The sequence below is a fragment of the Patescibacteria group bacterium genome (assembly GCA_027858235.1).
GTDB lineage: Bacteria > Patescibacteriota > Patescibacteriia > Patescibacteriales > BM507 > BM507.
In genome coordinates this window covers 1-15474 of record JAQIDC010000036.1, presented here as the reverse complement: position 1 = coordinate 15474, position 15474 = coordinate 1, and the positions used below count along the sequence as shown (strand labels likewise).

Annotated in this window: 13 protein-coding genes; 12 read left to right on the top strand and 1 reads right to left on the bottom strand. The window is 33.6% G+C overall.

The window, feature by feature from the left end; translation table 11 throughout:
• Positions 1 to 12: 12 nt before the first annotated feature.
• The 9 genes from PF572_03315 to PF572_03275 all read left to right on the top strand — a co-directional run bounded on the left by PF572_03315 (position 13) and on the right by PF572_03275 (position 10951).
• On the top strand, positions 13 to 924 hold the full coding sequence (locus tag PF572_03315) for a DUF4340 domain-containing protein (protein ID MDA3840094.1): 912 nt from the start codon (positions 13 to 15) through the stop codon (positions 922 to 924).
• Positions 925 to 1042: 118 nt separating this feature from the next.
• Complete coding sequence (locus PF572_03310; protein ID MDA3840093.1) at positions 1043 to 2035, top strand: carbohydrate kinase family protein; 993 nt, start codon at positions 1043 to 1045, stop codon at positions 2033 to 2035.
• Positions 2032 to 2604, top strand: coding sequence for a phosphate propanoyltransferase (gene pduL / locus PF572_03305; protein ID MDA3840092.1), 573 nt, complete (start codon positions 2032 to 2034; stop codon positions 2602 to 2604). The genes PF572_03310 and pduL overlap by 4 nt, the downstream gene beginning before the upstream one ends.
• A 159-nt stretch (positions 2605 to 2763) precedes the next feature.
• Positions 2764 to 3813: an acetate/propionate family kinase gene (locus tag PF572_03300; protein MDA3840091.1), complete on the top strand. Its 1050-nt coding sequence runs from the start codon at positions 2764 to 2766 to the stop codon at positions 3811 to 3813.
• 1 nt (position 3814) lies between these two features.
• The gene (gene murJ, locus PF572_03295) at positions 3815 to 5443 is read left to right on the top strand and encodes a murein biosynthesis integral membrane protein MurJ (GenBank protein MDA3840090.1); all 1629 of its coding nucleotides are present in this window, start codon (positions 3815 to 3817) and stop codon (positions 5441 to 5443) included.
• Positions 5444 to 5534: 91 nt separating this feature from the next.
• Positions 5535 to 6242, top strand: a complete 708-nt coding sequence (locus PF572_03290; protein MDA3840089.1) for a hypothetical protein — start codon at positions 5535 to 5537, stop codon at positions 6240 to 6242.
• Positions 6243 to 6381: 139 nt separating this feature from the next.
• Complete coding sequence (gene lepA / locus PF572_03285) at positions 6382 to 8172, top strand: translation elongation factor 4 (protein ID MDA3840088.1); 1791 nt, start codon at positions 6382 to 6384, stop codon at positions 8170 to 8172.
• A 490-nt stretch (positions 8173 to 8662) separates the two neighbouring features.
• Positions 8663 to 10438 carry a single-stranded-DNA-specific exonuclease RecJ gene (gene recJ, locus PF572_03280; GenBank protein ID MDA3840087.1) on the top strand — a complete coding sequence of 592 codons (1776 nt, stop codon included), beginning with the start codon at positions 8663 to 8665 and terminating at the stop codon, positions 10436 to 10438.
• 99 nt (positions 10439 to 10537) lie between these two features.
• Positions 10538 to 10951 carry a ribonuclease HI family protein gene (locus tag PF572_03275; GenBank protein ID MDA3840086.1) on the top strand — a complete coding sequence of 138 codons (414 nt, stop codon included), beginning with the start codon at positions 10538 to 10540 and terminating at the stop codon, positions 10949 to 10951.
• 872 nt (positions 10952 to 11823) lie between these two features.
• Here the strand turns inward: PF572_03275 and PF572_03270 are convergent.
• Positions 11824 to 12306: a hypothetical protein gene (locus PF572_03270; protein ID MDA3840085.1), complete on the bottom strand. Its 483-nt coding sequence runs from the start codon at positions 12304 to 12306 to the stop codon at positions 11824 to 11826.
• A gap of 625 nt (positions 12307 to 12931) precedes the next feature.
• Here PF572_03270 and PF572_03265 point away from each other — a divergent pair.
• The 3 genes from PF572_03265 (at position 12932) to PF572_03255 (ending at position 14865) form a co-directional block, all read left to right on the top strand.
• Positions 12932 to 13498, top strand: a complete 567-nt coding sequence (locus PF572_03265; protein ID MDA3840084.1) for an RNA polymerase sigma factor — start codon at positions 12932 to 12934, stop codon at positions 13496 to 13498.
• A gap of 104 nt (positions 13499 to 13602) precedes the next feature.
• Positions 13603 to 14619 carry a DUF5667 domain-containing protein gene (locus tag PF572_03260; protein ID MDA3840083.1) on the top strand — a complete coding sequence of 339 codons (1017 nt, stop codon included), beginning with the start codon at positions 13603 to 13605 and terminating at the stop codon, positions 14617 to 14619.
• Between the two features lie 39 nt (positions 14620 to 14658).
• A complete protein-coding gene (locus PF572_03255; protein ID MDA3840082.1) occupies positions 14659 to 14865 on the top strand; it encodes a hypothetical protein in 207 nt (68 codons plus the stop codon).
• The last annotated feature ends 609 nt before the right edge of the window (positions 14866 to 15474 follow it).

Here is a 15474-nt window from a genome sequence, read left to right as displayed (position 1 = left end):
ACATAAAAGATTATGAGAAAAGAAAATATTATTCTGGGAGGGGTATTCGTTTTTTTATTAGCTTTGGCTTTTGTATTTGAACCAATCATGGATTGGAAGAAAAACTTAGGAAGGCCAGATAATTTCTTTGATAAAATTAAATTCGAAGAAGTTATCAAGATAAATCTAGAAAAAAATGGAGAAAAAATAAGTTTTGAGAGACAGGGAGAAAAATGGAAAATAGCTGATACAAAGGACTTTTATGTCAAAGATACAGATGAAATTTTCGTGACATATATGGAAGAAGCTATTGAGGCCAATTTTGATTTAGCAAGTAATAATAAAGATAAAAAATCAGAATTTGAAACAGATGAGAGCGGGACTAGAGTAAGTCTTGAAGATAGTGAAGGGGTATTGATTGATTTTATAGTAGGAAAAATGACTAATGATTTCGCTGGCTCTTATGTTTCCATCCCTGATTCAAACAACATATATAAGGTCGGTGCTAATATAGGCTATGCTTTCAATAAGGATGTTAATTCTTGGTATGATACAATGATTTTTGCTGGAGGCCCTGAATTAGCCAACAAAATTAGATTTCAATATCCAAATAGTGAATTTAGTATAGAAAAGATAGATGAAGAATGGAAGGGAACCCTCCCTTATTCATTTAGCGTAGATGAAGAGAAGATTAATAAAGTTCTTGAAATAATGACTAGCCTGAATGCCGCAGGCATCCCAGCACAAACTTTCGAAGGAACGGGACTTGAAAACCATTCTGTAATAGTAGAAGTTAGTGGAGATGGAGTTCAAAATGTTCTTATGGTTGGAGGAGAGAATGCTGAGGGTAATTTCTTCGCCAAAAAGGGGAGTAGTGATAATATTTATTTGATTAGTTCAGAGCAGAAAGAAACTCTAGATACTAGTATCAGGGATTTGAGATAGAATACAATAAAATATAAAAAGCTAAGCTTTAATTAAGAGCTTAGCTTTTTTAAATTATCTTGGTGGATGATATCTAAATATGGTATAATAATAGTTAGTAAAAATAATACATTTTCTTATGTTAAAAACAAAGATTATTACAATTGGTGGATGTACTGAGGATATTGCTCTTTATACCGAAGGAGGAATACTAATTGACAACAAAGAAGACTTACTTCGCCAAAATTTACTTGCTTTCGAGTTCGGCACTAAAATAAAAGTAAATAAATCTTACTCATCTTTTGGAGGAGGAGCTGCGAACGTGGCTGCTTGTTTGTCCTCGCTTGGTCTCGACGCATCTATTATAAGTGCTCTTGGAGATGATGACAGGGGAGCAAGGGTAATAAAAAATCTGAAGACTTTTGGTGTCAACACCAAGTTAATTCAACGAGTTTCTGGGGGAAGTAGTTTTTCTTTTCTTCTAATCGGCCCAGAAAATGAACATATATTATTTTCTGACAGGGCTTCAAATAATTTATTAAAAATTAGAGAAAAAGAGTTAAAAGCGATTAGGAGTGCTGATTGGGTTTATGTTTCTTCTCTTTCGGGTCATTGGCAAGATGTTTTAAATAAAGTTTTTTCAACCAATAAGGCAAAAATAGCATGGAATCCTGGTGGAACTCAGTTAAAAGCTGGACACAAATTATTAAAAAAATATCTAGAACGAACATACGTTCTGAGCCTAAATAAAGACGAGGCGCTTGAACTAGTGTTGTCAGATGAAAAATACCGAAGTAAAGATAATAAGTTTTTAAATAATACCAAAAATCTACTTCATATTATTAAAGAATGGGGTCCACAAATTGTGTTAATAACCAATGGCAGTGAGGGCGCCGAAGCTTATGACGGCATTAAATTTTATAGCGAAAATATTATAAAAGCAAGGAAAGTGAGCGACACTACTGGCGTTGGAGATGCCTTCGGAGCCACTTTTGTGGCCGGGCTCAATAAATACGATGAAGATATTCAACGTTCGCTAAAGCTTGGTATGTATAACGCCGCATCTGTCATAGAACATCAAGGAGCTCAAAATGGCCTTTTAACAAAGAAGAAAATACCAGAAATATTATGAAAACATTTAAAATAAAAGTTGAGGTATCAGCTAGACATTGCCACCTAAGTGAAAATGATTTTAAAAAATTATTTGGTGCAAATGCGAGCCTAACTCCTTTGAAAAATTTATCACAACCTGGCGAGTTTGCCTGTAAGGAAAAAATTGGTATTAAAACAAAAAAAGGAGAGTTTTCTAGTGTTAGAATAATCGGCCCCCTGAGGTCCTATACTCAGGTTGAAATATCTGGAACAGATGCTATTAAACTAGGGCTAACTCCACCAGCCAGAATGAGCGGAGATTTAGTAAAAAGTTCACCAATTACCCTTGTTGGTCCAATCGCTAGTGTGAACAAGAAAGAAGCTGCTATCCTGGCCAATAGGCATATTCACGCCAGCATAAAACAAGCTAAGAAATTGGGATTAAGAAATGGTCAAATTGTTAAAGTTAAAATTAATGGAGAGAGAGCTTTGATTTTTGATAAAGTAAAAGTAAAGACAAATGAAAACTATGAGTTGAGCATGCATATTGATACTGACGAGGCTAATGCCTGCGGGTTTAAAGGTCAAAAGGGAGAAGTAATAGTGTAGAGTATAAACTCTAAGCTCTAAATTCTAAATACTAAACAAATACAAAATTCTAAGTCTTAAAATATAAAACTGTTTTGAATATTTGTAATTAATGATTTGTATTTAATGATTTGAATTTGTTTAGAGTTTGGTGCTTAGTTATTAGAATTTATAAAAAGTATGTCACAAAATATTTTAGTTATTAATAGTGGCTCAACCTCTTTGAAATATAAGTTGTTTGATGTTTCTGGAAATGAAATAAAAAGAGAGAAGTTTTTAGTAGAGAATAATCACGAGAAGATAATTAAAAAAATTCTAAGAGAAGTTGGTGATGTTTCAGACATTAGCGCTGTTGGACATCGGATTGTTCATGGTGGAGAAGATTTTGTTGAACCTGTAATTATTAATGAAAATATTCTTGAACGTTTAGAAAAAATTAACAATCTAGCACCACTTCATAATCCATATAATTTGTTAGGAATTAAAATAATATCTGAATTTTTGCCAAACACTCCACAGGTTGCTGTATTCGATACAGCTTTTTTTTCTAATATTCCAGAAAAAGCTAGAGTTTATGCCATCCCTGACGATTTGGCCGAAAGGTATAGTATAAAAAGATATGGTTTTCATGGTATTTCTCATAACTACATAGCTCACGAAGCAGCTCAAGAATTAGGGAAACCACTTAGTAAACTAAATTTAATAACTTGTCATCTAGGGGGTGGTTGGTCAATTACGGCCATAAAAAATGGGAAACCGATAGATACTTCTATGGGCTTTACACCACTGGAAGGATTGGTTATGATGACGAGAGCTGGAGATATTGGTTCAGGGGTAGTTTTTGAAATATTAAGAGAAGGGATCGGTACTCAAAATGATATTGAAAAACTGTATGATATCCTAAACAATAATTCAGGTATAAAAGGCTTATCAGGCGGTATTGATGATTATCAGGTCTTGCTTCGTGAAATGAACCTCGGTAATAAAAAGGCCAGACTCGCTTTTAATGTTGCTACCTACAGACTATCTAAATATATTGGAGCCTATTTTGTTGCTCTCGGCGGAAAACTTGATGCAATAGTATTTTCTGGAGGAATTGGCGCGGGAGATTCTGTGACTCGCAATGAAATTATAAATAATACAAAATTTCTAGGAAAGCATAAAAACATTAGCTTTGAAACAAATGAAGAGGCATTAATAGCCAGGGAAACAAGAAAATTAGTAGATTAAAATGATAAAAAGATTGTTGTGTAAAATTGATAGTATTTCAATAGCGGCACTAATGGTGGCGCTATCTTCTTTGCTAAGTCGATTCTTGGGTATTTTTCGTGATCGTATCCTAGGTGCAGAGTTTGGCTTAGGTGAGACACTGGATATTTACTTTGCAGCCTTTCGTATTCCAGACCTTATTTTTAATCTAATTGTTTTAGGCGCTCTTTCGGCAGGATTTATTCCAATCTTTTCTCAGTTAATAAAAAAGACAAGTGCAAAAATTAATCACAACAAAGAAGCCTGGGAAGTAGCTAATATTATTATTACTATTCTTGGTATCTCTTTGATTGTAATGTCAGCATTTGGTATTGTCTTTGCTCCTTTTTTGATGAAACTGATAACGCCCGGGTTCAGTTCCGAACAGCAAATATTGGCTGCTAATATCACAAGGATTATGTTTTTATCTCCAGTTTTTTTAGGAATATCAAGTATTTTGGGTGGGGTTTTGCAGTCGTATAAAAGATTTTTTATATATTCTCTAGCACCTATTGTTTACAATATTGGAATAATTATCGGTGCTCTTTTTTTCGCTCCAATCTGGGGAATATACGGCCTTGCCTACGGTGTAGTTTTGGGAGCCTTTCTCCACATGATAATTCAGGTGCCTACTGTTTTTGGTCTTGGATACAGACCAAAACTAAATCTAAATTATAAAAATAGCAATGTTCTAAAGATTGCAACCATGATGGTTCCAAGAACACTGAGTTTAGCAGTTGGGCAATTTAATCTTTTAGTAATAACCATCATAGCCTCTACTTTGAGTGTTGGTTCTCTTTCTGTCTTTAACTATGCCAATAATTTACAAATTTTCCCAGTTAGTATTTTTGGAATATCTTTTGCTATTGCTGCCTTCCCAACCTTGTCGGCCCTTGCTTTTGATAAGAAAAAACTAGTTCATAATTTTTCATCTACTTTTAGAAAAATATTATTTTTTATTGTTCCATCAACCGTTCTCTTGCTTACCCTAAAAGCACAAATTGTTAGAGTTGTTTTTGGTTCTGGTCAATTCGATTGGCAGGACACTTTGCTTACAATAAATACTTTAGAGTTTTTTATTGTCTCCCTTTTTGCTCAAGCAACAATACCACTTTTAATGAGAATGTTTTATGTTCGTCATAATTCGAGTACACCATTTTTTGTTGGATTGTTTTCTGCTACGGTTAATGTGTTCCTATCGTTTTATTTTGCAAACAGGATGGGGGTCGCGGGGCTTGCGCTAGCTTTTTCAATCTCAAATATCATTAATTTTGTCTTGTTATGGATAATACTTCGTCTAGAAATTGGCTCTATGGATGAGTTCAAGATATTAGTTTCAACTATAAAATTCTCAATAGCCGCCATGGCAACTGGATTTACAGTTCAGATTGTTAAAGGGTTCGTAGTCGACTACGGCCTTGTTGATATGAATAAATTCTTGGGAGTTTTTGGTCAAGGATTTCTCGCCGGAGTTTCAGGTATATTGGTATATATTATTTTTTCATATTTATTACGAAGTGAAGAACTATTTGACTTCTGGGCTTCAATACGAAGAAGAATCCATGGTAAAAAAATCGAAACTGGAGACAGAGGTGAGGCGAGGGGAATTTAGCTAACATCGGTTGAATTATTAACAAAAAATTTGTTTTCTGTTAATCTCTTAAAAACATGTGGTCTTTAAAATTTATTGAAAGGAGAGGGAAATGGAAGATTTTCTATTCAAAAAAGAGGTAATTAAAATTCTTGGAGAAATTAAAGATTTTTTAAGCAATCCAGATAAGGGTTCTGTTGAATTAAGAAAAACAATCTCTAAATTAGAAAAGAACAATGAATGGTTGGAAGTCCAAAACAAAAAACTGACGTTTGACCTGAAAAACAGCAAAAAAGAAAATGATGAATTATATGCAGACTTAATAGCAATGGAAGAAGATGTGAAACCGACCTCATGCGTTTCTGATTCTCAATTTGAGAAAGCCTCTTGTCTCATCGAGCAATCTAATGATAGTTTAGCTGACAATAATTCTGCTTCTGACGAAAATTTTCAATTATCAGATGAGCAAAATTCCGATGAATGGGAACTCCCGAAAGCTTTACTTGAAAATAGAGAATTTTCATTAAAAAAATTACAAAAAGAGAATGTTGGGGAAGACAAAATGATTAATAATTTTGTCTTATTAATTTTCTTGATTGCTCATTTTATGAATGAAGATGATTCTGATGGATTTAATAAATGTCTTGATTTAGGGCTTGGCGTCAGTAATAAGGATCTAAGGGACAGTGCATATAAAAAATTGAAATCATTGAAAAAGAATTGCGATCATATCGAAGCTCTTTATGAAGAATTACTAAAAATTCCACAAAAAAATAGGTATCAAAACCTAATCAAAAAATTCAAAGAATTAATTGTATAATCAGAAGTCGTTATTATGAGTAGCGACTTTTTTCATATTCAAATTTATTCCTCGGCTTGCTTTATTGCTGTTTTTCCATTAAAATAAAGTAGATTAAGTATATAGATAAGCTTGTTTTGACAAGCTATTTTTTGATATTATGCAGAATAAAATAAGAAATTTTTGTATTATTGCCCATATTGACCATGGAAAATCTACTCTAGCTGACAGGATGCTTGAGTTAACTGGCACGGTTGAAAAAAGGAATATGCAAGCCCAACTTCTCGATGGGATGGATATTGAGAGAGAAAGAGGGATTACCATAAAGCTACAACCAGTTAAAATGTCATACAAGGGTTATGATTTAAACCTCATAGATACTCCTGGTCATGTAGATTTTTCATATGAAGTGTCACGTTCTTTGGCTGCCGTAGAGGGAGCTATTCTTTTAGTTGATTCAACACAGGGGATTCAAGCGCAAACCCTAGCTAACTTGTATTTAGCCATGGATTTGAATCTGAAAATTATTCCCGTTATAAACAAAATCGACCTACCTGCAGCTGATATTGAAAAAACTAAAAATGAAATTATAAATCTCTTGGGGTGTGATGAATCTGAAATAATTTCTGCTTCAGGAAAAACAGGTGTTGGTGTTGAGAAAATACTAGATAGAGCGATAGAGATAATAGAAAACCCAACAGGAGATGACAGTAAACCACCAAGGGCTCTTATTTTTGATTCAAATTACGACGAATATAGAGGTGTTGTGGCATTTGTTAGAATGGTCGATGGTGCTATAAAAAAAGGAGATAAGATAAAACTATTAGCCACAGGAGCCGAAAGTGATGCTATTGATGTTGGATTTTTCAAACCAAAATATGTCTCTTCTGGTGAACTAAAAACAGGGGATATTGGTTATATTGTGACCGGGTTTAAGGGTGTTGATGAATGTCGGGTTGGAGATACTATTTCCCTATTAAAGAGTGTTCAAAAAAAAGAAGTTGAGGCCCTAAAGGGTTATACTGATGTAAAGCCAATGGTTTTTGCTGGCGTTTATCCCCAAGAAGGCAATGATTATGCTGCTTTGCGTGAAGCTATTGGCAAATTGAAATTGAATGACTCAGCGCTTTCTTATGAACCGGAACAGTCCAATGCACTTGGCTTTGGTTTTCGTTGCGGATTTTTAGGAATATTACATTTAGAAATATTCCAAGAAAGATTAAGACGGGAGCACAATATAGAATTGATTGTAACGTTGCCCAGTGTGGCTTACAGAATACACAAGCTAAATGGAGAGGATGAAATTATTCGAACACCTCAAAAGTTACCAGAAAGGTCCCTTATTGAATATATAGAAGAACCCTGGGTAAACCTTGATATTATTGTTCCAAAAGAATATATAGGAGCAATAATGAGTTTAACACAAGAGAAAAGGGGAATTTATAAAACAACAGAATATATAGACGATTCTAGAGCTATTATTCATTACCAAATACCGATGGCCGCAATTCTGACAGATTATTATGATAAAATAAAAAGTGTCAGCTCTGGTTATGCTTCGATTAATTATGAATATTATGGTTTCAGTAAAGCTGAAGTAGTAAGAATGGATATATTGGTAGCTGAGGAGAAAGTTGAAGCGCTAGCAACTATTGTTTATGAGGACGAAGCATTTTTACGAGGAAAGGAAGTCGTTAAAATATTAAAGGACAGTTTACCGAGGCAGATGTTTGCTGTTAAGTTGCAAGCTGCAGTAGGAGCTAAGATAGTCGCCGCTGAACGAATGAGCGCTTTCAAAAAGGACGTTACAGCTGGTCTCTATGGTGGAGACGTTAGTAGAAAAAGAAAATTATTGGAGAAACAAAAAAAAGGTAAGAAGAAGATGGCCCAAATGGGTAAAGGAAAAGTTGATATCCCACCTGATACCTTTGTAAAATTATTAAAAAAATAAAATAGACTTGTTATTCAATTGACTTCATACATGAAATTTGCCGAAATATGGAGATTGCAGTAGGAGTTAATTAGGCAACAGGTCTAAAGAATAAATTTATGTCATCAAAAAAGAAAAAAAAAGTTGTTAGAATCGTTTGGATGGTTCTAAGCGTAATGATTATATTCTCTATGGTTGCCTGGACAGTCGGCCTAGCTTTCATGCCTTCGTAAACGTAGAGTACGTAACACACAACACGTAACATTTTAAGTCGATTCCAGGTTAGACTGGAAACCCATTCTCTCTAATTTTCAATTTCTAAAAAACAATTTTCAGTAAAATTATTATTTTTAATGTTTTAAAAATATTAAAAATAATAATCAATAATTAAGAAATATAAATTTAAAAATCACCTTGTCATTCTCAGCTTGCTTGTTCGCCTCTGGAGGGACTGGGAATCCAGAAATTCTAACTTTTAACTTTTCTCTTTTAACTTTTAACTACAACATATATGAATAAAAAAGAATGGAAGCTTCAGCCAGAAGTATCAGATGATTTTATTGCAAAATTTCCAGACCTAGATAAATTAACTCTTCAGTTATTATTTAATAGGAGCATAGCAAAGGAAGAAGAAATTGAGTCTTTTATTAATCCGGATTATTCTAGAGATACTTTCGATCCTTTCTTGTTTAATGACATGGAAAAGGCTGTTGATTTGATAATCGAACACATAAAAAAACAGAATAAAATAGTTATCTATGGTGATTATGACGTAGATGGTGTTACTTCAAGCTCCCTTCTTCTAAATACAATCAAATCCTTAAAAGGAGTGGTTAGTGTATATATTCCTGATAGAAAATCGGAAGGATATGGTATTCATAAAAAAGCCATAGATAATATAATATCAGACGGAGCGAGCTTAATGATATCAGTGGATTGTGGAATAAGGAATAAAGAAGAGGTTAATCATGCAAAAGAAAAAGGCCTCGACGTAATAATAACTGACCATCATACAGCGAGTGAAAATATTGAAGATTTACCAAAATGTTTGATAATAAACCCAAAAACACCTGGAGAAACCTACCCATTTAAACAATTAGCTGGAGTTGGCGTTGCTTTTAAATTATCTCAAGCTCTTATATCTAGGGCAAAGGTTGACGATGAGATGAAAGATAGGCTAATCGAGAGAGGCATGGATTTGCTTGCCATTGGGACTGTCGCTGACTGTGTCGAATTAGTTGGAGAAAATAGAGCATTATTAATAAAAGGACTTGATATTCTTGATTCAACCAATAGGCCCGGTATTAAGGAATTGATGAATATAGCAAAAATTAGTGATGACAAAAAAATAGAATCTTGGAATATTGGTTTTCAAATTGCTCCTCGTCTAAATGCCGCCGGAAGAATGGGGCATGCTATTTCGGCTTACAACCTTCTTACCACGGAAGATATAACTGAAGCTAAAAAAATTGCACTAGAGCTTAACAAAAGGAACATGGAGAGGCAAGAAATAACTGAAGAAATTATAAAGTATACTGAAAAAAATCTTGACCACGATGACAGTATTTTGATCTCAATAAGTCCTGAAGGTGTAGCTTGGGAGGAAGGAGTTGTCGGTCTTGTTTCGGGTCGAGTTACAGAGAAGTATTACAAACCCTCCTTGGTAATTACGAGAACAAAAAAAGGCTACAAAGGCTCAGGGAGAAGTATAGATGAATTAAATATTCTTGATCTTCTTAAAAAATGTGAAGACAAAATAGAAAAATATGGAGGACACGCCAAAGCCTGTGGGTTTAGTGTGGCCGAAGAAAAAATAGATGATTTTGTTAAATGCGTTAAAGAAGAAGCCAAAAAAGAATTAAGTGGGCTAGAGCTATCTCCAAAAATAAACATTGAAGCAAAAATTGAACTAGGTGATGTTGACGTTGAACTCATTGACAGGGTTGTGAAATTTGCTCCGTTTGGGGAGGCAAACCCGGCTCCATTCTTTTTGTCCGAGGAAGTAAAAGTGATGGATAAGATGAAAATGGGAGCAGATGGACAACATCTGAAATTGAGACTAAAAAACGGCAAGGTGAAGGAGGTGAATCACGAAGTGAGAGAAGCCGACCTGGGTCAAGGGTCAAATATGTTGAATGCTCTAGGTTTTTGGCAGACTGAAAAGTGGAAAAACCTAGATATAGGTGATACTATAGATATAGTGTATACTCTGGAAAATAATAAATTTAATGGAAGAACAGATCCTCAGATGAGAATAGTGGATATTAAAAAAATTTCGAATGAATAATTTTGAATTTCGAATAAATGTTTATTAGTTTAATATTTAATAATTTAATAATTCAAAATTGAATCGAAACTAAAAATTAATAATTAATAATTTTTGACTATGTCAATTAAGTTAACAATATATTCAGACGGTGGTGCTCGTGGGAATCCTGGGCCAGCTGGGATAGGCGCAACCCTAAAAAATGAAAAAGGAGAACTTGTGGCTACCGTGTCAGAGTATATTGGCGAGGCTACAAACAATATAGCTGAATACAGGGCCATCATTGCCGCAATAGAAAAAGCAAAAACTCTCAAAGCCACAGAACTTGATTGCTATCTTGATAGTGAGTTGGTGGTGAAACAGCTCAAAAAAGAATACAAAGTAAAAAATGCAGGATTGGCTCCCCTATATATTAAAATTTATAATTTGTCACAAAGTTTTAAAAAAATATCTTATACACATGTGAGGCGTGAATTAAACAAGGAAGCAGACGCGTTGGCTAATGAAGCTATGGATAAGGGCATGGGTATTTAAGTTTACAAAATTATTGTATTTAAAAATCAGTTTATTAGAACTGATTTTTTTTATGATAAACGACTATTTTTAGGTGCTGTAAAAATATTGATTTATACAATAAATTGTGTCCAGAAAGATTAATTATTAAAAACCAGGGGTTATGTATTCGGAATGTTTTAGGTATCCGACACCTGTTTGGGTATATGAGGGCTGGGGTGTTTATTTATTTAGGGTACCCTATAGAGTACCCTATAGGGTACTCTAAATCAACATAGAGACATAAGGGTGGTAGTTTACATCGTTATTTGAAAATGTTTGACATAAGATTTATTTAAAATAAGTTCAAAGCAATCAATTGGTAAAAAACCAGGAAAGGAGAAGTTGTGGATATTATTATATGTTGCGAGTGCGGGACTACAAAAAACCCTTCTGAAACAGATAAAACTTTTTATGAAAATACTGATGATGAAAAAGTTTATTGCATGTTGTGCGCAGTGGCAGTCTTATCGTATTCTGTGAGAAGTTCTCGTCTTCGTTCAATATAAAAAAAGACCTTTCAATAAAAATGAAAGCCGATCGTAATGACCGGCTTTTTTGTTTTTATAGAAAACATGTTTTGGGATTTTTTCAATCCCAGTATTAAATTTTTCCTTTAAAAAAGATAGAAAAATTTGATATACCTTCTTCGTGTAGATGGATACCATAATACGATTCAGAGTTTGCAAACTTGTCACTCGCGATTTTAAAGTTTTAAAAAATAATCCGAATTTTTGTCCACAGGAGCTTGTTACCGCTATGTTCATTATTCTCTCTTTTTATCGGTTGTTTTATTTTGCTTCAGTATACTAGTATACTGAAGCAAAATACTTTTTTAAGAATTTGTGAATACTCTAGCTTTTCCACTTATCAATGTATTTCCCCACTCCTTCTTTTGTTATTTTATTTTTTAATTTTGTTGATGTGTAAAGATATCTAACTACTGAGCCGAAGTCTATTTGATATCTATCGTTTATCACTTTGTAGGATATTAGGTTGGCCTGAATTGCTCTTCTAATTGTCTTTCCTTGAACACCACCGAACTTTGCAGCTTCTGTTACAGAGACCCAGATTGGCTCAATTTCGCTTTCTGAGAGCGGTATTTCTACATTGTATCTTTCTATATTTATTCTGCTCTTTTTTTTGTTAGGATCGCTAATGGGCACTGGTGAATTAAATATTTTTTGGATATCAGAAGATGAAGATTTTGGGCTTAAACCACTCTTTCCGGCTTCGCTTCGACCAAGGTTAGCCTCTCCCGCTTCTTGATTCACCTTCTTCACCTTATCTTTATTTTCTTCTTTAGGAGTATTTTTTTTACTTAAATTCTCAGCCATATGTCTATTTAAGTCTAGAATATTCTAGACTTAAATAATAATTTATTTAAGATTAGCGTATAATTATTTAAGTCTAACGTGTCTTGGACTCAAATATGTTTTTACCGCAAAATAGCTTGATAAATTTCCAAAAATGTCTTTTAATTTATTTTAAGTCCATGTTTGCATGGACTTAAATCACAGTTTTTAGTATATTTACACACATTCATAAATAAATCAATACCTCCAGCATGTAACACACAACACAAAACATGTAGCATAAAACAATGAAGGGGTATTATTCAATTACTTTAAAATATAATTGCAACAAATTAATTAAATATATATTTTTGTAAGACAAATTTAAACATCAATATTTTTCACATCCTCCATGCTATTTGTTTCATGTTATATGTTTTGTGTTGTGTGCTATGTGTCCCTTGTTTTCCTCTTGCTTACCGCTCTTATATGTGCTAAATTATAAAAAAGAATATCAGTAAAATTAAATTGAAAAGTGGCTTGAATTAGTCCTTTTTTTTGTTTATTGTTATCTTTAGGTTTGCCTGTTCTCCTTTGGGTGGACTGGTGATTAAGATTTAAAAAAAACATTAACTGTAACACTTTTGGTGTTAACACGTATTATTAAATGAATCTATTTAATATAAAAGATCAATCTCTTTTATCTAGATTAAAAAACGATAATAAAGAAGCATTTGTTGAAGCATACGATCTGTACGTTGATCAAATATATCGTTTTGTTTTTTTTAAAGTTGGGAATAAAGAAGAGGCCGAAGATATTACTTCTGCTGTTTTTTTAAAGACTTGGAATTATATTCAAGAAACAGAAAAGCTAGTTGAAAAAACTCTCAAAGCTCTTCTTTACAAAATTGCTCGAACAACAATTATTGATCATTATCGAAAGAAAAGTAGTCAGGCGAATCTTTCAATCGATGATGTAGAAAATGGTTTTGATGCAATTGATGAAAGCCAAAACGTTGAGGAAAATTTTCAAATTCAAAATGATATTGAATTAGTTCAATTAAAACTTCAAGAATTGAAAGACGAATATAGAGAAATTATTTTAATGAGATATATAAACGAGATGAGTATAGACGAGATTGCTGAACTACTTGGTAAGTCGAAAGGTAATGTTAGAGTACTAACTCATAGAGCACTGAAAGCACTCAGCGATATAATGTCTGAGGAAAAATAAAAACCTAGTCATTCTCTCGAAGATGGGCAGTGTGCCCCCTCGGGTAAATCCAGAAATTCTAAATTTAACTTTCTACTTTTAACTTTATACTTTTAACTAAATACATGACAGAAAAAGATTTGTTAAAAAAACTAAATAGTTATAAAGATATTCAAGCTGACCCAACCTGGAAAAAGGAGAACAGGGAAGTTTTGTTTAATCAAATTATGAATTCCAGCTCAGCACCTGAGTCTGGTTTTTCTTTTGCAAAATTGCTAAATACTTTTAAGATTTATTCAGATACTTTTTATAATAGCATTGTTAAGAACATGGGACAGCCCGTTATTTTAACTTCTTTAATTGTGTTGTCAGTCTTAGGAGGCGGAGTTATGAGCATTAATGCTTCTCGTGATACTACCCCTGGAGATTCACTCTATATTGCAAAAAAGATTTCAGAAAAAACTCAGCTAACTTTCACTTTTAGTGAAAAGAAAAAAGCCCAGCTAAATGTTGTTTTTGCAGAAAATAGAGCAAGGGAAATATCTCAAGTGATGTCAGATGAGAAAACAGATGAAGAAAAAAAAGAGATAGTTGAAAGATTGACAGGTGATTTTAAGAAAGAAATTTCAAATGTTAAAACAAGGATAGAAAAAATAGCCTTGAAAGACAAGGTGAACAGGGAGACTGGAGAGGGTGGCCTGGGCCAAGAAGAAAATAAAAATATAGTAGAGCCAGCAGAAGAAAATCTATTTACCGCCAACTTGGGCAAAGGTGATGAAGGTCTTTCTATTGGAGGAATAGAGCCGGAAATAGTACCTATCGTTGAAGAGGTTAAAGAAGATGAAGAAACTGTTGTAATTGAAGAAGTAGAGAGTACAACTACAATTGAAGTTATTGAAACAGAAGAAGAAGTAGCTACTTCAAGTGTAGAAGCGAAAGAAGTAATAGAAGAAGATGGTTCACAAGACATCTTAAATGAAGTGAGAGACTTGCTAGAGAGTGATGATTTTGATGGAAGTCTAGAAAAGCTTAGTGAAGTATCAGATAGTTTTGATCAAGAAATTGAGGACGGAGAAGTCAAGGGAATAATAGAAGAAGTTGTTGTTGTTGAGGAAGAAAGTGCAACTTCGACAGAAGAATAAAAACACAAAACACGTAGCACAAAACATGCAACAAATAATATGGAACATTGTAATATAGGTAATCCCCATTACTTCATCAATTGTCATTCCCCAATCAAGCTGAGGACAGGCCCTGAACTTGCCTGTCCCGAAGAAAGCGGGAATTCAGGATCTAGAAAAAGTATTTTATTAAAACAAGGTGTTTGTGGTATTTCTGGATTCCAAATCAAGTTTGGAATGACAGGGATAAAATTAGTGCTGAATTAATTGAACATTGAGTTAACGCAAGGACCTTGAAGGTCTTTGGTAGACCTTCAAGGTCTACCAGGTATAGCTCTAAGAAGTGTTTAGTTAAATCTGCATTATAGCAATATAATTCAGAGGTAGTGAAATCAGGTCGATTCCAACTACATGGAAGTTTTACTAGAAATCCTCTACGGAGGTGCGTGATCGTTTTAAATGAACAAGCTTTATTCCCCGCATTTATGTTTATAAATGCTCCAAAAAACCCTTGTTAAAAGGGCACCTATTAAATCTCCTCTTGTTTATCCCGAAGAAAGCGGGAAGAGGAGTACCGCGATAGCGGGGAGGTGTGTAGGAGTGTGTTAACTAAAATGCAGGATAATTTTCCCCCATAAATTACCCTTCGTATTTACACTTGAGGAAGATAAATTCCCAAGTATACAAAAACCAAACGGTTTTTTATAACCATAAATGCGGGGATAATGGGATTCCAGTTTATTTGAAACATAAAAAAGGTCATGAAATTATAAATTAAATTAAATTTGTTTATTATCTGGACTAGGTGCACTTATCCAGTATTGAACAAATGAAAGGACAAATCTTTATGAAAAGATTGAAAAAAATGATTGTCTT